A 21,988-nucleotide genomic window follows, 5' to 3' on the forward strand; every position below is an offset into this window, starting at 1 on the left:
TTATGGGCACTAAATTCGTGTTTTTCATTTTGGTTTTCTTGGCCGTAGTTTTGATGTCCCAAGCCTTTTTTGTCTCAGTATTCAATCCTCAGAATGCCAATACTAAAGCGCTAAAACGACATCTTCGTAACTTAGCGAGAGATAACCCAGATATTGAAGCTAGTCTGCTGGTAAATAAGCGCGTAGAGAAACTGTCAGTTTTTGGGCGATGGATAGAGAGTTTTCCATTTGTCGAAAATCTTACTTATCGACTTGAACTAGCCGGCTCTAAACTACTAGGGCATCAATACGTGTTGATTGCAGCAGCACTGAGTATGTTGGCGGGATTACTAATGTGGTTTTGGACAAAGAGTGCAGTCTTTGTCGGCCTAGGTTGCGTAGTCACTTTGCTTCTCTGCCACATAAAAATTAGTAGGGATATCAACAAGCGCATGGAACAAATTGAGGAGCAATTCCCCGAAGCTCTTGATGTATTAAAACGCGGTTTACAAGCTGGATACGCGTTTTCAGATGCGCTACGCCTCGTCTACCAGGAAATGGAGGGGCATTTAGCTGACGAGTTTCAATTAGTTTTCGCACGAATCAACTACGGCAGTGATTTAAGAACAGCTCTTCTCGGATTTGTGAAACGTGTGCCATCTACTTCTGCCATGGCTTTCGCCAGTGCAGTAACTATCCAAAAGGAAACTGGTGGCAACCTTGCCGAGAATATAGAGAATCTAAGTCGGGTAATTAGGCAGCGATTTAAGTTTAAACGCCGAGTCCGTACCTTGTCGGCTGAAGGACGGTTGTCAGGCTGGATATTGGTATTGATGCCATTCGCATTATTCGCTCTTCTGTATATTGTGGCGCCGACATACATTTCGGAGTTAGTAAAACCTGAAGGAATACAGCTCGTACAAATCGGGCTCGTCGGCATGCTACTTGGAATCATTTGGATAGCCAAACTCATAAGATTGGACGTCTAACTATGGACTATTTACGCTCTCTTATCGCTAGCTTTATTTCAGATCCCCAACAAGTCACCATCTTGGTCTACTTGGTGGCGGTCGCGGGTGCAGTCTTACTCGCATTTGCCACCGCAACGCTGATTGCGGGTATATATTCACCCATGAAAGTTAAAGTTCAAGAACTTGCACACGTCGACACGCCTTCTTCGATGCAGGGCCGCTCAGCTTTTGATAAGCGACTTGAAAAACTCGAGAAAATATCTGTTTTCAAAGGGGGGAGCGACGGCGATTCAGAGACAAAAAAACTGCTAATACATGCTGGATTTCATAATGAAAACGCTCTTCTGGTATTCAAATCCTTAAAACTGCTGAGTTTGCTGATTGCCGCATCGTTAACTCTACTATTGATAAAATACTTTCCTAATATGAGTCAGTTGGCGACTTTTTACTTCGTCGCTCTGATATTGGGTGTTGGATACCTCATTCCAAGCTTAGTGCTGGAGCATTTCGCGAAGCAACGAATGCGAGAGATGAGAAAGTTTTTTCCAGATGCATTGGACTTGCTCGTCGTTTGTACAGAATCTGGTCTAGGCTTACTAGAAGCTTTTCAAAGAGTTAGCCAAGAGCTGGAAATCGCACACCCTGAGCTATCTCACGAGCTAAAACTTGTGTGTCAGAAGGTGAAAGTTGGCTTTTCGATGCAAGAAGCACTCAATGAGTTCGGAGAGAGAACCGGATTAGAAGATATCAAAGGGCTCAACGCAGTTATTGTTCAAAGCCTCAAACTAGGTACCGGTGTGGCTAACACGATTCGGGTCTACAGCGAGGAGTATAAAGACAAACGCTTGCAGGAAGCAGAAGAGAAAGCAGCCAAAATTGGGGTGAAGCTACTATTTCCCATGCTGTTGTTTATTTGGCCTTCATTTTTCATCGTGGCTGTAGGCCCGGCGGTTTTGAAAATACTTAAGGTATGGGGTTTAGCCTTCGGTTGAAGATTTACGACTACTTTTTCAAAGGAGAGGAATTTGCGTTCAACTAACATCCGGTATTTACTTCTGACTTTTGTGAGTGCGTCAATGTTTGGATGTACGAGCTCGCCTTCAGAGCCCGTCGACGAAGCATCAATTACTCCCCCTGCTCAAATAAAGCTAGTGGGTAGCGTGGAAGAGGCTATTGGCATGGCGGAAACCCGTTGGCATGCAGGAGATGCCAATAAAGCGATTTACTTTTACGTAAAAGCCTTAGAGTTGGATCCAGAAAACCCAGCTATTCTCACCCGAATTGCCGAAATCCACAGAGAACTCGGCAATCTCGACATTGCTACCAAAGCTTATCAAGATGCCCTCTTACTCAAACCAGATTCCATTGAAATAACCGCGGCGCTGGGAGTGCTGTATGCTCAAAAACCAAACATCAATTTAGCCAAAGAGCATTTGAACAAAGCGATTGCCCTAGACCAAGCTAGAATCAAGGGTTACGCTCAGTCACGCTCTAATATGCTCCAACCTTTGGACGCCGAGTCACCAGTGGCGGCATACAATGCATACGCTATTTTGAAAGACTCAAAAGGTGAACACCTAGTAGCTAGAGAGTATTTTTTTGCCAGCTTGCAACAGCAGCCAGATGATCCTCTCCTTCTTACCAATCTGGGATACTCGTTTTATCTAAGTGGTAAGCTTGGTCCCGCTGAGCGTTACTTTAGACAAGCGTTGAGGTATGACAATCACTTCGCTAGAGCCTGGACAAACTTAGGCTTAATTTATGCTCGCAAAGGTCAGTATCCAAGGGCAATACAAGCGCTTAAGCAAGTTGTCTCTGAAGCAGATGCTTACAATGACCTCGGATATATACTTATGCTAGATGGAAAATTCGAAGAAGCCGAAGAAATGCTGAATATGGCGATAAAGCTTTCTCCAAAATACTTTGCAAAAGCTCACGCTAACTTAGAAAAACTAAAGTTAGAGCAAGCAGATCTAGCGAACCGGTAGCGCAATACTCTCGAACATCTCGTCTATTTGGCTTTGCTCACGCATTGCTACCGCCTGTTCGACTAGGTTTCTAGTCAAGTGAGGTGCGAAACCTTCCATAAAATCGTACATGAACGTACGTAAGAAACTACCTTTTCTAAATCCAATTTTAGTGGTGGAGTGACCAATAATGTGGCTCGCATCGATTGCAACCAAATCAGAGTCGGTATCTTCGGATATTGCCATAGTCGCAATCACGCCAACTCCAAGACCTAATCGAACGTAAGTTTTTAAGACATCAGCACTAGTAGCGCTAAAAACAACTTTTGGCTCAAGACCCGCTTTGCCAAACGCTTTATCAAGTTGTGACGAGCGATTAAATCCGAAGACGTAGGTTATCAATGGATGCGATGCCAGCTCTTCGAGTGTGATTTGCCTTTGCTGGGCCAATGGATGGTCTCTACGAACCACAATTGAGCGATTCCAATGATAACAAGGCAGCATGATCAGGTCGCTATACAAGTGCATACCCTCGGTCGAAATCGCAAAGTCAGCATCTCCACGCACAGCCGCTTCACAAATTTGGGCGGGTGTCCCTTGGTGCATATGTAAGCTGACATTTGGGTAACGCTCCATAAACCCTTTGATGACCGTCGGCAGAGCATACCTCGCCTGAGTATGAGTCGTCGCAATGTTAAGCACCCCCTGATCAGGTTTGGTATATTCTTCTGCAACGCGCTTAATGCTTTCGACCTTTCCTAGGATATCCTCAGCAATATCTATAACCTGCTGTCCAGCTGGAGTCACATGAGTAAGATGTTTACCCGACCGGCCAAAAATTTGAATGCCAAGCTCATCTTCTAGCATTCGAACCTGTTTGCTAATGCCTGGTTGAGAGGTATATAGGCTCTCAGCTGTGGCTGAAACATTTAGATTGTTATTTAGTACTTCGACTATGTATTTGAGCTGCTGTAGCTTCATGATGCCCTACATTCGACAGGAAGATTACAGAACCCATCATATTCAAATTAGTTATATAAATAAACTTGTATATAACAAATGCTCTTCACATGTGCTTGAAGCCTCAAAAAGACCGCGTAAGCGCTAGTGAGGGATGCTCAGTTAGGGTAGGATTAAACAAAACTATAATATCGATTTATACTTCTATGTTTTTGAGTTGGGCCGTGTTGCTGGTTGTAGCCTTAGTTGCCGTTTTGGCAGTCTTAAGTGTCGTTCAGCAAAAGAAAAAACAAGCGCTGGCAGAAAAACGCCAAGCAATTGCGAAATCCAAAGCGATAGTTGATGAGAGCGAGCGGATTTTAGAATGCGCAGCAGAACTAGCTTTGGACTTTCCCACTATGGTGCTTCTTAACAAACGATACGTCGATGCACTATCACTGCTTCAGAAACATCAGGACGAAAAATCCGTAGCGAACAAATTCGCTCAGGCCAAAGAGACTTTGATTCAGTTGGAGCAACGCAAAGTCACCCTTCCAACTCAAATGCGCTTGTCTGATGACGACAAACAGATTGTGAAAATGGTACAAGCGCTTAAGCGACTGAAAGCCGTTGTTAATTTTGAGCACAATAAAAGCAACTTGAGCCAGGAAGTCTTCGGGTTAATTGCTCAAAGCATTGACCAGAAGCAACGCAGAATTAACATTGAGTCTAGTTTGACTCGTGCAGCTAGCTCTATGGTAATCCAGCAATGGGGCAGTGCACGTCACTTGTTAAACAACGTTAGCGTACAAATACCGGTGCTCTATTCAGGCGAAGACAAAGAATACGCGGCACACATTGACCAACGCTATAACCAACTTAGAGCCCAACTCGAACAAAGCATGCCTGACATTGAGATAGAGATTGACGAAAGAGATGGAGAGCTCGAGCAACTATTCAACAAGCGTAAATGGTAAGCATTTAAAACAATCTACCGGGCCAATATTCCTTCGGCTCGGTTCCTACCCACAGTCCTATATACTGCTTACCAGTATTTGGGTTCACTCGATTTCCACTCATATGATTTGAAAGTAGTATTATCACTGCGAACATTACTACTTTGAACGGAATAGGTATTGCGATCGGTACATTTCTTTTGCTTTTCGCTGTTTCAGAAACGAGCAATCCGACAGTTAATGTTCCAAACAGTTGACTAAGCGGAGTCATATAAACACCGCTGACTAGCGATAAAACCAATCCGCCAACCAAACTGGATAAAAGAGCTAGGTTCAATACATTTTCTATATTCTGAGCATGGTGCGCCCGCTTGATTGAGCTAAGAGCTACGCAACCTAGAGCAATCGCTAGCCCCAGGGTACCGACAAAGCCCACACCATAAAGCAATTCTAATGGGAAATTGTGCACGTGAGCGTTAGTGTGAGTAATAAATGGATAGGTCGACCAATAACCAAAACCGTGACCAAATAGGGGGTTGTCAAAGACTCTAGGCCAAGTTTCCGACCACATTAGTAACCTTCCATTGGAAGCTCTTTCTATACTTCCGACTACTAATTCGTCCGCCTCTAGGATGCCTGAAAACATGGTTACCAACCAAAATATGAGTAACGCACACAGCACACTTGCTATCAATCCTAACGCCAGCACTCGACGATTGTTTCCCCTCAAGAAAAACATTAGCGTTAAAAAGGAGCAGACAGAAGCAACGATAGCCCCTCTCGCTTCAGTTAATAGCAACAAAGAAAAGCTCAGGGACAATATCAGTATGGAAACAAACTTGTCGGCCATATTTCTCGCGCTATCGAGCAACCAAAAACAAAGAAAAGGAGTGAGCCAGACTTGGACTTGATTAAGGAACCTCGGATTATTGAAACCGACCCTCAATGAATAGAAATTTGACCAGTTTTCATCTAAATAAGTCAGTCTTATGCCTGCTCGCAGTGAAGCTAAAACGATAAAAACAGCTGCAATAGCAAACAACCATGATTGCAACTCTCTTTTTGAGAGCACTAGCCCAACTCTAGAAAAGCTCCAAACATATAAAGCTAAAATTAGGTGGTTCACCACATAAACGTTGTAATCTTGCCACCTTTCATGGAGCAGCAAAGTGAAAATCGAACTAAAAAAGAACAGCGCTATACCTAGAACTGCTAGATTAATTGTTGTCTTGGAGGGAGAACCAACCCATGGAGATAGAACAAAAACAGGGAATACGGTTAGTAACATCAACCATCTTTTGAGATCGTAGGGATCCAAATAAAACCAGTGCCACAAGTGTGTCGAAACGACAACAAGCAGAAGAATGAGCCCTAAAACCATTCGACTTCTTATGATGTCATTCACTGCTGCGATTCCATTCATGCTCAGTTATTACCCTCTAACCTTGGGAAGGTAAAAGACGGTACAAGAGAGTCTCGTCTATTTACATTTCAGTGTAGCTTATTGATATATAAAGCTAACCCTAGTCCAATCCTCAAAAAACGCCCAATAAAAAAGGCGCTACTCCAGTAGCGCCTTTCCCAACAACCTATCAGCTCAAGCTACTTCTTAGCCTTAGCTTTGGCCTTCGCCTTAGATTTCTTACTCTCAGCCACCCAACGTCCATCGATGTAATGGGCCGTCCAACCGGTCGCCTTGCCATCAACCTCAGAGGCCACGTACTGGCTCTTGGTCTTGCGGCTAAATTTCACCAGCGTCTTGTTACCTTCGTCATCTTTCACCGGTGCCTCGGTCAAGAATTGATACTTAGGCCAGACTCGGTCTTTAAAGCGAACCAGCTCTTCCACCAGCGGCGCGCGAGTTTCACGAGATTTAGGGAAGGTACTTGCCGCCAAAAAGATACCGGCCGCTCCGTCGCGAAGAACAAAGTGCGCATCCGACTTAGCACAAGGCAGTTCTGGCAACTGGATTGGATCTTCCTTCGGTGGCGCAGGCTCGCCGTTTTTCAGCAGCTTGCGAGTATTCTTACAAGTCTCTGAGGTACAGCCGAAATACTTACCGAAGCGACCGTTCTTAAGCTCCATGTCGCTGCCGCACTTGTCACATTCGATGATAGGACCGTCGTAGCCCTTAATCTTAAAGCTGCCCTTCTCAATCGCGTAACCGTCACACTGCGGGTTGTTACCACACACGTGCAGCTTACGGGTCTCATCGATGAGATAGCTGTCCATCGCGGTGTCACACACTTTACAACGCCATTTGGCGCGCAGAGCGTCGTTCTCAGCGTCTTCTGAGGTATCGGCAACCGCTTCATCACCTGAGGTCAGGTTAATGGTGGTCTTACAGCGTTCTTTTGGCGGTAAGGCATAGCCACTACAGCCCAAGAATACGCCGGTGGTGGCGGTACGAATACCCATCTTACGCGAGCAAGTCGGACAGTCGATGTCGGTCATCACCATGGAATTCGGGCGCATACCGCCCTCTTCAGGGTCTTTATCCGCTTGGCCTAGTTGGTCGCTAAAGTCGCTAAAGAAGTCGTTAAGAACGTCTTTCCACTTGAGTTTACCGTCGCCAATTTCATCGAGAGTGCCTTCCATGTCAGAAGTAAACTCATAGCTCAATAGCTCTTGGAAGTTTTCCACCAAACGGTCGTTGACAATTTCGCCCATCTTTTCCGCGTAGAAACGGCGGTTTTCAACACGCACATAGCCGCGATCTTGAATGGTCGAAATAATAGAAGCGTAGGTAGACGGACGGCCAATACCGCGTTTCTCCAGTTCTTTCACCAATGACGCTTCACTGAAACGCGGAGTTGGTTTCGTGAAGTGCTGCTTGGGCTCCAAGGCTTTCAGGTCAAGCGTCTCGCCCTGCTTCACATCAGGCAGCTGGGTATCTTCTTCAGATTTCTTCTTGGCTGCCGGCTGAACGCGAGTCCAACCGTCAAAACGCAATAATCGACCTTTGGCACGCAATTCAAATTCACCAGCGGCGACGCTAATCTGAGTCGCATCAAAACGCGCAGGCACCATCTGACACGCCACAAACTGGCGCCAAATCAGCTCATATAAGCGCTGAGCGTCACGCTCCATGGACGACAGGTCTGTCGCCTTGGTAGTGACGTCAGAAGGACGAATCGCTTCGTGAGCCTCTTGTGCGCCTTGCTTGCTGCCGTATAGATTTGCCTTCTCCGGCAAATACTCAGGACCATAGCTGTCTGAAATCAGTCCGCGAACCGTTTCTACCGCTTCTTTCGACAGGTTAGTCGAGTCGGTACGCATATAGGTGATGTGGCCCGCTTCGTACAAGCGCTGTGCCAGCATCATGGTCTTTTTCACACCAAAGCCCAAGCGGGTCGACGCCGCTTGCTGCAGGGTCGAGGTAATAAATGGGGCTTGAGGCTTAGATTGAGTTGGACGGTCTTCGCGCTTGGCAATGCGATAATCGGCGTTTCGCAGCGCTGCCAGGGCCTCGTCGGTCTCAGCTTTAGAGCCAGGACGGAAGGCTTTGCCGTTTTGCTTGGCCACCATCAGACGAATCGCGTCACCGCCTAAACTGTGGGTGTCGGCGTGAATGTCCCAGTACTCTTCTGGGTTAAAGGCTTTGATCTCGCGTTCGCGCTCTACGACCAAACGCACAGCAACGGATTGAACTCGACCTGCAGATAAGCCGCGAGCGACTTTCTTCCACAGCAGTGGCGACACCATAAAGCCAACCACACGGTCTAAGAAACGACGCGCCTGTTGCGCGTCTACTTTATTGGTATCTAGAGTTGCCGGCTCAGAAAAGGCGTCTTGAATCGCCGATTTAGTGATCTCATTAAACACCACGCGCTGATAGCGAGATTCATCGCCACCAATGACCTGTTGCAAGTGCCAGGCAATGGCTTCCCCTTCTCTATCCAAATCGGTTGCGAGATAGATGTGGTCAGCTTTTTCGGCCAGCGTCTGTAGTTCTTTTACGACTTTTTCTTTGCCCGGCAGCACTTGGTAGTTAGCTGCCCAGTCGTTGTCGGGGTCGATTCCCATACGCGCAACTAAGGCCTTGCGGTCTTTTTCCGCCTTATATTTTGCCTTTTCTTCTGGCGTCATAGTGCGCGTATTGACGCTAGATTTCGCGGCTGGCTTGGCCGTTGAAGATGTTGGGAGGTCGCGGATGTGGCCTACGCTAGATTTGACCACGAATTCCTTGCCAAGGTACTTGTTGATCGTTTTTGCCTTGGCTGGTGACTCCACAATTACTAAGGATTTACCCATATATTCGATTTCGCCGGTAAGATTACGACATTGTAAAAGTGGCACTATATATAGAGGCTTGCGCCACAGGTTTCAAGAGACGCGCGCCATATCGCAGCAAATTAGGCCAGCTTTACGTGAGTTTCGTAAAAAAAATAATTCAATAATTTTGCTTTCTAAAAGAATTAATATTGCAATTTGACCGATGTGGCAAGCGATAGTTATGCAATTTAACAAAAATTGGTTAATTGGCTATACCATTTACGCCCTTGTTAAGCGCAAGTTAACCCGTATACTGCCAGCATGGAAAACACTCCCTGGATAAGCAATGAAGCACTTTGAAGCAAACTTCGATGGCCTAGTGGGCCCCACTCACAACTACGCAGGTTTGTCCTTTGGCAATGTCGCCTCTTTTTCTAATGCCGACGCTGTTTCAAACCCAAAACAAGCCGCCAAACAAGGTCTGGCAAAAGCCAAAGCGCTCGCCGACATGGGACTCGTTCAAGGCATGCTCGCACCACAAGAGCGCCCGGACATGGCTTGTTTGCGTCAACTAGGCTTTAGCGGCACCGATGCCGAAGTTTTATCTCAAGCGGCCAAACAGGCACCACAGATTTTGCGCTCAGTGGCTTCAGCATCCAGCATGTGGACCGCCAACGCTGCTACCGTATCACCAAGCGCGGATACCAGCGACGGTCGTATTCATTTCACACCGGCCAACCTAGTAGACAAACTGCACCGCTCCATCGAGGCCCCAGTGACTGGCCGTATTCTAAAAGCCACCTTCGCGAATGACGCCTTTTTTGCTCACCACGATGCGCTTCCTCATCATCCTTTATTAGGTGATGAAGGCGCGGCCAACCACACACGTCTGTGCCGCCAGTACGGCAGCGCGGGTGTCGAGCTGTTCGCCTACGGCCAATCTTCGCTTATCGGCAGCCCGCGTCCGCAAAAATTTCCTGCGCGTCAGACCTTGGAAGCCAGCCAAGCTGTGGCTCGCTTGCACGGGCTGGACTCGGACAACACAGTATTCATGCAGCAAAACCCTGATGTCATCGACCAAGGTGTATTCCACAATGACGTCATCAGTGTCGGCAATCGCAACGTGCTTTTCTACCACGAGCAAGCCTTTCTACACACAGAGCAAAAGTTTGCCGAGATCCGCGATAAATACGGCGATGGCGAACTGCACTTTATTAAAGTACCTACTGCAGCGGTTTCGATTAAAGACGCCGTTTCAAGTTACCTGTTCAATACTCAGTTGGTCAGCTTTGATGATGACAGCATGGCCATCATCGCTCCAACCGATTGTCAGGAAAATCCGGCCGTCGAGCGCTACTTAAACGAGCTGGTACAAATGGGGACCCCGATTAACAAGGTACACTTCTTCGATGTGAAACAGAGCATGCAAAACGGCGGTGGTCCTGCTTGTTTGCGTTTGCGAGTCGCCATGAACCAGGCCGAGCTCGATGCAGTTAATCCGCACACGTTAATGAACGACAACCTGTTTACCCGTCTTAACGCCTGGGTCGATAAACACTATCGCGACCGCTTAAGTGAAGCGGATCTGGCCGATCCACAACTATTGATTGAAAGCCGCACTGCCTTAGATGAGCTCACTCAAATCATGCACTTGGGCAGCGTTTACCCGTTCCAGCGCTAACCGCCAAAAAGCGCCGATGAAAAAAGGAAGCCAGTTGGCTTCCTTTTTCGACTTTGACGATTAGTTATTAACAATATTAATTGGAATACTAGCAACCACAGTCACCAAACCTTTTGGCGTCTCAGCCTCGACAATCAGTACCCCAGAATTCGGGTCCTTCTCGCCTTTCACCAATACCGCAAACTCACGGCCACCATTGTAGTTAGTACTTGGCCAGTCAAAGCTGCTCTTTGACACCACAGAGCCTGCAGTTGCGCTAAAGCTAATCTTGGTACCTGCGGGCAATTGCTGATTGTGCAAATCGGAGATAACCAATGAAACTGTAGCTGTGCCTTCACTGATGATATCAATCTCGTCAGCCGCACCACCATCATCCCATATCTGCGGCGCACTGCCGATTGCGGTAGAGCCAGACATTACCATGACAATACTGGCGCGCACATTGGTTGAAGTTTGAGTGCTTGAACACCCATCGTGTGCTGGAATCGAGCACAACACCCCGTTGTACTTGCCGTCTTTGGTATCAAACACGCCGTTTGAATTGAAGTCGATTAGGGTTTCGTTCTCGCCTCCAGTCTCACCACCCGCCATTTGTGGGTTGAACACGCCGTCTTCGTTGTGATCCACAAAGGCTTCGTCTAAGTCGTAGGGCTGGCCACCGACGTCATTGCCCAAGAAGGCAGTCATCTCAGACGCATCAAATCGGCCGTTACCGTTTAAGTCTGGGAAGGCTTCTTCGCCAATCGCAGTAGCGGTAATGGTCGCTCGACCACCATAGCTTTGACCCATAAATGGCAAGATATTTGGCTCATGAGCGACGTTGTCGAACAGTGAGTTGCCATCAGGACGAGGGTTCTGGCTGGTCCAGGTCACCGAACAGGTGCCCTTAACTGTCTGACAGCTTGGTTCAATCGAGCCGCCTTCAGTGGTGAAACTCACCGCGGTGCCATCATTCACTGGGTTGTTATAGGCATCGGCCAAACGTGCGGTAATCACCACTTGCGTGCCGTCGTAGTCCCAACCCTCGGCGTTCAGCACTTCGGCTGACAAGCTAAAGCTGTCTTGGTCTGGAATACCGGTAGAAACCACCAACAAGTTGGACTGAGTGGAGATTTCCGGAGTGCTGCCGTCCACCGAGGCGGTGACACGAACCGAAGTCGCCACTGTGCCCGAGTTAATCACAGTCTGCACCACACCCTGATCGTTGGTGGTGGCCTGAGTAGGTTGAAGCGCAATGCCACCCACTTCTGTGTTTAGACTAAACGAAACCGATTGGTTACTAACGGGATTGCCATTCTGGTCCAGCACCTTGAACTTAACGGTTGACGCTTCAACACCGCCAGTACCTAAAATGCTGATATTCTCAGGCTCCGCGGATACAAACGAGATACTGCCAACATCTGAGGCCAACACCTCGATGACCGCACTAGCAGACAAGTTGATACCACCAGCATTCGCGGTAACGTTAATCGGGTCTTCGCCAACACAGCCTTGAGCCAAATAGGTCGAAGTGGCAACACCGGCAACCGTAGTTACAGGTGAGCTTAAGCTGGCTTTAGGACTCGAAGCACTGGAACATCCCGAACTAAAGTTGACGTCCACTGGCTGACTAAACGGATTACCCGCTTCGTCTACAATGCTAACCGTAACGGTTGCTGTACCACCGGCAGATAGCTGAGCGATGCTAACCTCGGCTTGACCCGAGGCAAACGGATTGCCCGAGCCCATTTGCACGTCTGTTGCACCGATAACCACCACAGAATCACCAGACTCTCCACTCGCCAAGGTCGCAGTAACGACACCAGCGCCCAGATCCGAACCGGCGTAAATATCTACCCACGCCAGCCCTTCGTCATTGGTAACTGCGGTATCGATTGGCAAATTACCTTTGGTAGTTTTGAACGTCACAATGGTTGGCTTGGCGATACCGGTCACCGTCGCCACCAGACGACCGGGCGAATTGGCGGTAATGGCTTCAATCGGATTGCCCGCGCCATCGGTAAGCGACAACGCAATTTGCACTTCGCCACCACCAGCATCGTCACCAGCTGAGTTAAACGCCATTTCGGCGCTAGCGCTCATTTCACCACTGGAGTAACTGGCGCTGACTTTGCCAGCACCGGCAACGGTGCCGGCGCGAAGAGTGATACGTGCCACCCCTTGCTCGTCGGTTAGTGCCGTGCCAACTCCTGGAAACAAGGAGCCGACGGTTTCTGTGCTGAAACTAATCAACTGGCTGGCGACCGAGCCACTGTCCACGCTTAAACGCGCTTCCAGGGTGCCTGGTGCTGCCGATGATACTTCATTGATGGAATTGCCTTCGGAATCGACTAAAGTCAAGGTCAGGCTAGCTTCTGGAGTGGAAGGACCTGGCACATTGCCATCGCCATCGCCACTTTTGTTGAGCTCGTTTCCGCTACCGCCACATGCTGCCAAAAAAAGGCTCAGGCACATAACAGAAAACAGTCGAACGACTGATTTCATAATTCACTCCCTGTAACAAATACGACAAGCTGTTCGCGCTTTGGTGTTATTTTTTATTTAACTCACCCCAATGTACCGATTCAGGCCATTAACAACAACCACCAAAACCTTAAAATCACTGTCAAAATTTAACTATTTCACCATTTCGCAGCACTGTCATTCCTGATAGGCTTGAGCACGCAATCAACAATTACAACTTAGCTAAACGAATAATTTTATGACTGAAACAACGAACAAAAGGTGGGGTCTTACCACCCAAATTCTAGTGGGCATGCTGTTAGGCGTGGTCATAGGTTTACTGCTGCGCACCCTATTCCCTGGAAGCGAGTTTGTTGAAACGTATCTAACGGAAGGATTGTTCAACGTTCTAGGCTCTATCTTCTTGTCTCTTTTGAAGATGCTGGTAGTGCCTTTGGTCTTCATCTCTTTGGTGTGCGGTACCGCATCCCTTAGTGAGCCATCAAAACTTGGACGATTGGGCGGCAAGACTTTGCTGTTCTACATGTTCACCACGGCTGTAGCCATCACTTTCGCAATTACTGCGGCACTTGTGTTCCATCCAGGCAATGCCAGCTTAGCGGCTGAAGGCATGACCTACACGGTCAAGGAAGCGCCAAGCTTGGCGGAAGTGATTATTAACATCTTCCCAAGCAACCCAATTCAATCTCTGACCGAAGGAAATATGCTGCAGATCATCGTATTTGCCATCATCTTCGGTGTGGCTATTTCGCACATTGGCGAGCGCGGCCGCAAAGTAGCTGCCTTCTTTAACGACTTAAACGAAGTCATCATGCGCGTCGTGACCCTTATCATGATGATCGCTCCTATCGGCGTATTCGCGCTAATGGCCAAGCTGTCGCTGACCTTGGGAACTGACACCTTTGCCAGTGTGGCCATGTACTTCTTCGTTGTACTTGTCGTACTGCTGCTGCACGGCTTGATCACTTACCCAATCTTGCTAAAAGTCTTCACCGGTCTGAACCCTCTGATGTTCGTGCGCAAACTGCGCGACGTACAGCTGTTTGCATTCACTACCGCCAGCTCGAGCGCGACCCTGCCAGTGACCATGCAGACCGCCGAGCATCGCCTAGGTGCCGATAACAAAATTGCCTCCTTTACTTTGCCACTGGGTGCCACGGTAAACATGGACGGTACCGCCATCATGCAAGGTGTGGCTACTGTATTTATCGCACAAGTATTCGCGATAGACTTAAGCATTACCGATTACTTGATGGTGATTCTGACTGCCACTCTTGCTTCTGTGGGTACCGCTGGTGTACCGGGTGTTGGTCTTATCATGCTGGCCATGGTTCTAAACCAAGTCGGCCTGCCGGTTGAAGGTATCGCGCTAATTATTGGTGTGGACCGTCTGCTAGACATGGTGCGTACCGCTGTTAACGTGACTGGTGACTCTGTTGCTACTGTGATCGTCGCCAAGAGCGAAGGCGAGTTCAACGAAGACATCTTCAACGACCCTAACGCCGCCAAAGCTGAAACCAAGCTAGAGAGCCTTGGAGGCAACGACCTCACTCGAGCCGGCTGACAACAGCTAAACATCAAAAAAGCCCCTCAGATTTGCTCTGAGGGGCTTTTTTATTAGCTCGCTTCGAACAGCTAGTAAGTATTGGCTAGGACTTGCCAGGCCAGCGAGTGCTAATTTCACTCCAAACCTGAGTTACACCCTTGCTCGCCGCCAACGCAAAGCGCTCGCTGAGACTTTTCTTTTGTTTGTATTCAACTCGAAATACTGGCAGCTCTTTGGCCTTTTGCATCAGCCAATTGTCTGACGTCGTTAGCTCGTCCACCAACTCAAGCTCAAGTGCTTGCTGACCAAACCAATGTTCGCCAGTGGCCACTTTGTCTAGCACAAGCTGAGGACGGTATTGATTCACAAAACCTTTGAACAACTCGTGAGTTTGCTCGATTTCTTGCTGGAACTTGGCGCGCCCTTCGTCGGTATTCTCGCCAAACAAGGTCAGAGTTCGCTTGTAATCACCGGCGGTGTGCTGCTCGAAATCAATGTCGTGCTTTTTCAGCAAACGATTGAAGTTAGGCAACTGAGCTACAACCCCAATTGAACCCACAATCGCAAACGGCGCTGCGATAATTCGATTGGCTACACAAGCCATCATGTAACCACCACTGGCGGCCACCTTGTCAATCGCCACAGTAAGCTCTAACTCGGCATCGCGAATACGTGCCAGCTGGCTGGCGGCAAGACCATAGCCGTGCACCACGCCGCCGCCGCTCTCGACTTTTACCAACACTTGGTCTCCAGCTTTGGCAACCGCAAGAATCGCGGTGACTTCTTGGCGTAAATTGGCCACCTCAGCGGCATCGATGCCGGCTTTAAAATCAATCACAAAGCAGCGCGACTCGCCCTCTTCGCTATCGTCTTTGGCTTTAGCTTCGGCTTTTTGCTTTTTCTGCAGCGCCTTAAAGGCCTTTTTCGGCAGGATTTGCTCGTTGATGTGGTTACTCAACTCTTTCAAGCCTTGGCTCATATCCACCACGCTCAACTCGCCTTTGTCACCCTTGTGACGCTGGCTTGCGGCGATTGCACCAATCACCACCACTAAAATCGCTACGACAAGAACTAGGGCTTTGGCTGAAAATAAGCCCAACTCGTATAAAAACTCCAACTGAATGACTCCGTCTAGTGTTATTTTTGGCCAGTCGCCATTCTAGCAAGCTTTAGCCCAAAAAAAGACCCGCCAACTGGCGGGTCTTGTATCAAAAAGCTTCGAACTAGTTAGCTTTAACTAACTCAGCGTCAGTAACTTGCAGTACCTGACCTTTGCTTGCGGCATAGGTAGCAACCTGAGTTTGCATCTCAGCGGTTACACGAGAAGCCAACTCTGGCGTCTCAGGAATAGTTGCTGGAGGCTCACCAACCGGATTTGGATCTAGCAAGCTCGAGTGATGGCCTTTCAAGAAGCGAATCGCGCCGCTTACCGGACCACCATCTCCCATAACCGTTTCGCTTACCGCTGGCAGACCGAGCGCGGCAATCATTGGCTCAGTACCGCCCATAGGTGATGCCATGATGCTGTTTGGAATCACCAAGTCGCCTGGGTTATTCGCACCATCGCCAACTACTTCGATCAGCTGTACTGGCGCTTTGGTTGCCGCCAGTAGCGGTGAGTACATCACAGGGTCACCACTGTCGATCACGGTTTGCGCCGCGAGGCTAAAGCTTGGGGTAATACCCGCATACACTTGGCCAAGTACCACGTCACACACAGGGTCATCTCCAGGGGCTAGACCAACACAGGCAGGATTAATCCCTTCGATGATGGCTTGCACACTTGGGTCAGACAGCAAAATGGCTTGAATACGAGGACCAAAGCTTGGCGACTCAACCAAGAAGTAACCAATACCTTGACCAGGCGCCACCAGTGAGCTGGCGGTCAAACCGTAAGGGTTGAAATCAGCACCTGGAATACCAGTCGCGGCATAGGCGCTCACACCCGAGCCTACAATGCCACCTAGTGACAGACCTTGCAGTGCTACCGCACCTGCGTTGAAGTCAGGGCTTTGACCAAGGGCGGCTTGCATGCCAGACAACTGAGTAATCGCAAAGCGCAGACCTAAGTGGTCTACGACGCTCTGACGCAGGTTGTCACGGCCGGTTAGTAGGTTTGCTAGGTTCATATAAACCGTGGTGTCAGCGTTATCGAAGCGCGGGTCTACACCGATGAGCGCTTCAGAAGCTGAAATCTCGTACTTACCACCCTCCTCGTTAATATCGCCATTTAAGTCGATTGAACGAGAGCCGTGCAATGGCATATCAATGGCGATAACTGCCTGACCTGCCACAGAGTAAGCACCGGCCAAGGCCGCTGCACCTTCTTTAAAGCCAGTAATGCCGTGAAGCACCATAGTGGTCGGCCAACCCTCGGCCGGTTTTACTGGGGCTTCAAGTCCCAAAGGCTCCATAAAGGCCTCAAGCTTGGTGGTGTTTGGCATAGTGATGAACACGTCCATCTGGTACGCAGGCAGCTCACCGTTCATGGCATTAAAGCCTTGCGGCGCTGGTACCGGGTTGAACTTGGTGACATGACTTTGGGCATCAACCGGAATGTTCATGCTGTCTGGGTAGTCAATGAAGAACTTAGCACCCACTAGCTTACTTGGGTCTTCCAATGCCGCCGCTGGGTCAATGCCTTGCGCCACGGCTTGGGCACCATAGCTCTCTTGCGACAATACACCCGCTTGCAAAGCACCTAGCACGGCAATTGGGCTGTGACCTGCGGCCATCCAACGCGAGTTGGCGCCAGTACATTCGGCTGGCACGCAGTTTTCAGGCGATGGTAGTTGCAAGAAGTAAGGAACAGTTAGTGTCGCAGAATATACATGGCTGGCATCAGCGGCCAAATATATCGGTGCAAGCGCTGGGTCCATCTGCATAGCAGGATCCAGACCTAGCACCATTGCTGCAGTAAGCTGCGTGTCTGGCCCTACGAATACTGGCACTGGCGCAGTCAACGACGGCTTATACACCGCAAACTGCTTGTTCTCATCGGTGATCGGCATCGCCATCAGACCTTTGAGGGTCTCAATTTGGATGTGCGCCGATTGAGTGGTGAACAAGCCTGAATACACCACAGTACTGGTATCAACACCGTGAGCGGCAGCAATGCCTTTCTCGTAGGAGTTGACCAGACCTTGCAAGAACAACTGATCGTCAGTTTCTAGAGGCTGGGTTTCGATATCTAGTTTAAGCAGCTCGTAGGTTGAAGAACCCGCAATACCGCGGCCTTCACTATCTTGAACGCCGGTAGTCACTGCGACTACGTAGGAGCTGCCTTCTTTGTAGGCTTTAAGCGGGATGATCGCAATTTGGTTATCACTGATAGCTTGCGCGGCAAAGTCCACTCCAAACTGCAACTCGGCACCGATTTTACAAGCGCTAACGCTAAGCTTATCGGTACACTCAGGATCGGTAGACAAAGCTCCGCCAACTACGGCTTCGAACACTCGAATACCACCGGGCGTGCTAACACTGCCCGCATCTAGGGTCAGAGTCTCACCCAGTGAATTTTGAGGCATGGCAACTTCAATAACCATGGGCGCCATTACAGACCAGCCATCTAGCGCACCAATCGCGGTTTCAGGATCTGAATAATCTGGCATTTCGCCAGGCAGTAATCCCTGTTCACCCGGCATGTTCAAGGTGCCGTCGGTGGTGCCATTAAATAGAAGGTCATTTGGAACCGGAAGCTCAGCGGCTGCCGGATCAAAAACAACGCGGGCTACCGGAGTCAAAGGTTCCGTTTTGTCTACGGTTTCGTTGAAGCTATCTTCACTACAGCCAGCTACACCTAGTAGCGCGGTAATGGTTGACGCCAAGACTAATCGTTTCATCGGTTCTCCCCAATCCTGATACGATTTTATTTATCTGTGCTTTAGCTGTGCCATAGGCGGTTTTTGTGCTATTTTTTGCCACGCTAAAGCAAGGTATGACTTAGCTAAAGCTAACTCAAAACCCTTGGTTTATCTACAAAATTATAACGAACACACAACAAGAATTGCGCAATTAGCTAACCACTCGTTTAAAACGGGCGTTTAAGATTTGCTGAAAACACCTTTCCATGGGAGTTGTAAGAGCTATGGACTCTGAATTTCAATCCGCCTACTCATTTGAGCCTCAATGCCTTACTGGTAAGACCATATTGATAACCGGCGCTGGCGACGGTATCGGTCGACAAGCCGCCAAAAGTTTCGCCGAGCATGGGGCAACTGTGATCCTGTTGGGCAAGACCACAGCCAAGCTAGAAGCCGTTTACGACGAAATCGTCGAAGCCGGATATCCTCAACCTGCAATCGTGCCTATGGACCTTAAAGGCGCCGAAGAAAGCCACTATCAAGGCTTAGCAGAAACCATAGAATCTCAGTTCAAAGGGTTAGACGGTCTGCTGCACAATGCCAGCTTGCTTGGCACTCTGGGCCCATTCGAGCACATCAGCCTAGAACAATTTGACGAAGTGATGCAGGTGAACCTCCGCTCGCAGTTCATGCTGACCAAAGCACTACTGCCTGTACTCAAGCAAGCCGACAAAGCCTCGATTGTGTTCACCTCAAGTGGCGTGGGTAAAAAAGGCCGTGCATACTGGGGCAGCTACGCCATCTCTAAATTTGCTACCGAAGGCATGATGCAAACTCTGGCGGACGAGCTAGACGGCTCGAACCTACGCGCTAATAGCATCAACCCAGGCGCGACTCGCACTAGCATGCGCGCCAGCGCCTTCCCGGCAGAAGATCCAATGACTTTGCCAACCGCCGCCGACCTGATGCCAGCCTACTTGTATCTGATGAGTGATGCCTCAGCGGACAACAACGGCCAAGCGTACGATGCGCAAGCCAAAGCTTAATTTCGGCTTACGCCATAAAAAAACGCCGCATTGTGAAATGCGGCGTTTTTGTTTTCAGTAACAAGCTCAGCGCTATTTTTTGACGCGACGAGTTTTGTTCTCGGTATGACGTCGTACCGCGCGGCGAATTTTGGCTTTTTTCACCTTGGCTCGAGCCGAGCTTAGCTTTTTCTCTGGGGTAATTAAGGTCTTTTGCTCACGAGGCAACTGCACCATTTCGCGCAGGTAATTCACACGAGTCAGGTTTAGCTCTTCCCAACCCCCCCGTGGCAAGCTCTTGGCCAGCTCAATATCACCGTAGCGAATACGCATCAAACGGCTGACCTGCAGCTCTTGCGATTCCCACAAACGGCGAACTTCGCGATTGCGACCTTCTTTTAGGGTGACGTGGTACCACTGGTTCAAGCCTTCACCGCCCATCGGCTTAATGGTGTCAAACGCCGCTTCACCGTCTTCAAGCATCACGCCGGTGCGAAGCGCTTGTAGCTGCTCTTCACTCACCTCACCAAATACGCGTACGGCGTATTCACGCTCTACTTCTTGTGCCGGGTGCATCAAGCGATTCGCCAATTCACCATCGGAAGTGAACAGCAACAAACCTGAGGTGTTGATATCCAAACGACCGACAGCGACCCAGCGGGCGCCTTTGAGCTTAGGCAGGCGGTCGAATACGGTAGGACGACCTTGAGGATCTTTGCGCGAGCAAATCTCACCCTCGGGTTTGTGGTATGCCAGCACTCGGCAAACCATCTCATCTTGCGAGCGTACTTGAACTGCGTGACCGTCCAATCGGATCTTGGCGTCAGCTTCGACGCGATCTCCGAGTTGGGCGACTTTGCCGTCGACACTAACGCGACCGGCAGCAATCACTTGCTCAAGTTCGCGACGGGAACCGTGCCCCGCGCGGGCTAATACTTTCTGAAGTTTTTCACTCATTGACAGACTCTGGCTCGTTGTGACCCTCACGGGTAGACAATAAAGCTTGAACCGCTGCTTGGTCGCTCAACTGAGGCAACTCCGACAAACTGTTCAAACCAAAATAATCCAAAAATGTTTTGGTGGTCGCCAGCAACGCCGGTCGACCTGGCACTTGTTTGTGCCCTACTACGCGAACCCAACCGCGTTCCATTAGGGTTTGTATGCTTTTGGAGCTAACTGACACTCCGCGCACCTTCTCGATTTCGCCTCGAGTAATGGGCTGCTGATAAGCAATCAGCACTAAGGTCTCGAGCAAAGCACGCGAGTATTTTGGCGCGTGATGCTGGCCCACTTTTTGCAAAGGCTCGGCCCACTCCAAGGCGGTCACGAAACGATAACCGCTGGCGCTAGACTGCAATTGCACACCGCGCTCAGCGTAATCGCTTTGCAAGGCGTCTAATAGCTCGCGTACCTTGGCGTTACTGAGCTGGTATTCAGCCAACACAGTCTCTTGTAACAGTGTAATGGATTGCGGCGCGCTTGCGCTAAAAATCGCCGCTTCCAGTAGACACTTCAACTGGTTATCCGAGTACTGTTTGTTCGATTGCTCAGCTTTGCTCATGACGCCAGCCTCACGTGAATTTGGGCAAAGGGTTTCGCTTGCATCAACTCAATCAAACCGCCTTTGAGCAGTTCGAGTAAGGCTAACAAGCTCACTAGCACACCAGCCTTGCCTTCGTTCAAACTAAAAAAGCGCTCAAATGCGACGAACTCGCCACACTCTAGCTGCGATAAAATTTGACTCATGCGCTCGCGTGTCGACAAACTCTCGCGCGATATCTTGTGATGCTCAAGTTGGCCAAGACGCTGGCACACTTGGGCAAATGCCGCCAATAACTCACCCAGCTCTACTTGCGGTGGCAGCACTTTAGGGCCTTGCTCGCCTTGGCGTTTCGCCGCAGCGGTCAAACGATCCCGCTCGAGTCTTGGTAAGTCGTCTAAATCGCTGGCGGCCTGCTTAACCACTTCGTAGGCTTGCAACTGAGCCACCAGCAAAGCGCGAGGATCTTGCTCTTCGTCATCCAACTCAGGCTTGGGCAACAACATGCGACTTTTGATTTCCGCCAAGGTCGCCGCCATCACTAGATAATCGGCCGCCAATTCCACTTTCATGCCCTGAAGCATGCCAATGTACTCTAGGTACTGAGTGGTAATGCGGTGAATTGGCAAGTCGACAATATCGAGCTTTTGCTTGCGAATCAGATACAAAAGGAAATCCAGTGGCCCTTCAAAGGTTTCAAGAAAAACCTCCAGCGCCTCAGGCGGGATAAACAAGTCCGCCGGTAGCTCTCGTACCGGTTCGCCTTCCACTTTGGCCACAGGCGTGGCTATCAGTTCGACTTGTTGCAAAAAGGCCCCTCGCCCGTAAATACCTCAGTGTTGAATCAGATTCGTACCGCAAAGCGCGCGATTATAGCGAAAATTCGCCGCGCTGCCAGTTAAA

16 protein-coding genes are annotated in these 21,988 nt (G+C 49.4%); 7 read left to right on the forward strand and 9 right to left on the reverse strand.

The features are described from left to right. Positions 1-2 precede the first annotated feature (2 nt). The 3 genes from CLC93_RS12310 to CLC93_RS12320 all read left to right on the forward strand — a co-directional run bounded on the left by CLC93_RS12310 (position 3) and on the right by CLC93_RS12320 (position 2,938). A complete protein-coding gene (locus tag CLC93_RS12310) occupies positions 3-968 on the forward strand; it encodes a type II secretion system F family protein (RefSeq protein ID WP_211286866.1) in 966 nt (321 codons plus the stop codon). 2 nt (positions 969-970) lie between these two features. After that, positions 971-1,942 (forward strand): type II secretion system F family protein, encoded by a 972-nt coding sequence (locus CLC93_RS12315; protein WP_095506269.1) that lies wholly within the window; start codon positions 971-973, stop codon positions 1,940-1,942. Positions 1,943-2,128: 186 nt separating this feature from the next. Next, the gene (locus CLC93_RS12320) at positions 2,129-2,938 is read left to right on the forward strand and encodes a tetratricopeptide repeat protein (RefSeq protein WP_169903003.1); all 810 of its coding nucleotides are present in this window, start codon (positions 2,129-2,131) and stop codon (positions 2,936-2,938) included. Here CLC93_RS12320 and cysB read toward each other — a convergent pair. Continuing rightward, the gene (cysB, locus tag CLC93_RS12325) at positions 2,924-3,898 is read right to left on the reverse strand and encodes an HTH-type transcriptional regulator CysB (RefSeq protein ID WP_095506271.1); all 975 of its coding nucleotides are present in this window, start codon (positions 3,896-3,898) and stop codon (positions 2,924-2,926) included. The genes CLC93_RS12320 and cysB overlap by 15 nt on opposite strands. Before the next feature lie 233 nt (positions 3,899-4,131). Between cysB and CLC93_RS12330 the strand changes: the two genes are divergently transcribed. After that, positions 4,132-4,833 (forward strand): hypothetical protein, encoded by a 702-nt coding sequence (locus CLC93_RS12330; protein ID WP_141237394.1) that lies wholly within the window; start codon positions 4,132-4,134, stop codon positions 4,831-4,833. Positions 4,834-4,837: 4 nt separating this feature from the next. On the opposite strand, the gene CLC93_RS12335 is transcribed toward CLC93_RS12330, so the two are convergent. Further along, positions 4,838-6,235 carry an O-antigen ligase family protein gene (locus tag CLC93_RS12335; RefSeq protein WP_095506273.1) on the reverse strand — a complete coding sequence of 466 codons (1,398 nt, stop codon included), beginning with the start codon at positions 6,233-6,235 and terminating at the stop codon, positions 4,838-4,840. Positions 6,236-6,414: 179 nt separating this feature from the next. Continuing rightward, positions 6,415-9,066 (reverse strand): type I DNA topoisomerase, encoded by a 2,652-nt coding sequence (gene topA, locus CLC93_RS12340; RefSeq protein WP_095506274.1) that lies wholly within the window; start codon positions 9,064-9,066, stop codon positions 6,415-6,417. A gap of 307 nt (positions 9,067-9,373) precedes the next feature. On the opposite strand from topA, the gene astB reads away from it, so the two are divergent. Then, on the forward strand, positions 9,374-10,708 hold the full coding sequence (astB, locus tag CLC93_RS12345; RefSeq protein ID WP_095506275.1) for an N-succinylarginine dihydrolase: 1,335 nt from the start codon (positions 9,374-9,376) through the stop codon (positions 10,706-10,708). A 60-nt stretch (positions 10,709-10,768) separates the two neighbouring features. Here the strand turns inward: astB and CLC93_RS12350 are convergent, their stop codons facing one another. Next, on the reverse strand, positions 10,769-13,192 hold the full coding sequence (locus CLC93_RS12350) for an Ig-like domain-containing protein (RefSeq protein ID WP_095506276.1): 2,424 nt from the start codon (positions 13,190-13,192) through the stop codon (positions 10,769-10,771). Between the two features lie 217 nt (positions 13,193-13,409). Here CLC93_RS12350 and CLC93_RS12355 point away from each other — a divergent pair, with 217 nt between their 5' ends. Then, positions 13,410-14,735, forward strand: coding sequence for a dicarboxylate/amino acid:cation symporter (locus tag CLC93_RS12355; protein ID WP_095506277.1), 1,326 nt, complete (start codon positions 13,410-13,412; stop codon positions 14,733-14,735). An 85-nt stretch (positions 14,736-14,820) separates the two neighbouring features. Here CLC93_RS12355 and sohB read toward each other — a convergent pair whose 3' ends face one another. Next, on the reverse strand, positions 14,821-15,834 hold the full coding sequence (sohB, locus tag CLC93_RS12360) for a protease SohB (protein ID WP_095506278.1): 1,014 nt from the start codon (positions 15,832-15,834) through the stop codon (positions 14,821-14,823). Positions 15,835-15,940: 106 nt separating this feature from the next. Then, positions 15,941-18,559 (reverse strand): VolA/Pla-1 family phospholipase, encoded by a 2,619-nt coding sequence (locus tag CLC93_RS12365; protein WP_095506279.1) that lies wholly within the window; start codon positions 18,557-18,559, stop codon positions 15,941-15,943. Between the two features lie 245 nt (positions 18,560-18,804). Here CLC93_RS12365 and CLC93_RS12370 point away from each other — a divergent pair, with 245 nt between their 5' ends. Next, positions 18,805-19,566 (forward strand): YciK family oxidoreductase, encoded by a 762-nt coding sequence (locus CLC93_RS12370; protein WP_095506280.1) that lies wholly within the window; start codon positions 18,805-18,807, stop codon positions 19,564-19,566. A gap of 72 nt (positions 19,567-19,638) precedes the next feature. Here CLC93_RS12370 and rluB read toward each other — a convergent pair whose 3' ends face one another. The 3 genes from rluB to CLC93_RS12385 are packed head-to-tail and all read right to left on the reverse strand — an operon-like array spanning position 19,639 to position 21,894. Next, a complete protein-coding gene (rluB, locus tag CLC93_RS12375) occupies positions 19,639-20,502 on the reverse strand; it encodes a 23S rRNA pseudouridine(2605) synthase RluB (protein ID WP_095506281.1) in 864 nt (287 codons plus the stop codon). Further along, positions 20,495-21,106 carry an SMC-Scp complex subunit ScpB gene (scpB, locus tag CLC93_RS12380; protein WP_095506282.1) on the reverse strand — a complete coding sequence of 204 codons (612 nt, stop codon included), beginning with the start codon at positions 21,104-21,106 and terminating at the stop codon, positions 20,495-20,497. The genes rluB and scpB overlap by 8 nt, the downstream gene beginning before the upstream one ends. Then, a complete protein-coding gene (locus tag CLC93_RS12385) occupies positions 21,103-21,894 on the reverse strand; it encodes a segregation and condensation protein A (RefSeq protein WP_169903005.1) in 792 nt (263 codons plus the stop codon). Before CLC93_RS12385 ends, scpB begins: the two co-directional genes overlap by 4 nt. Positions 21,895-21,988 lie beyond the last annotated feature (94 nt).

It is taken from the genome of Paraferrimonas sedimenticola, assembly GCF_002282855.1.
Classification (GTDB): domain Bacteria; phylum Pseudomonadota; class Gammaproteobacteria; order Enterobacterales; family Shewanellaceae; genus Paraferrimonas; species Paraferrimonas sedimenticola.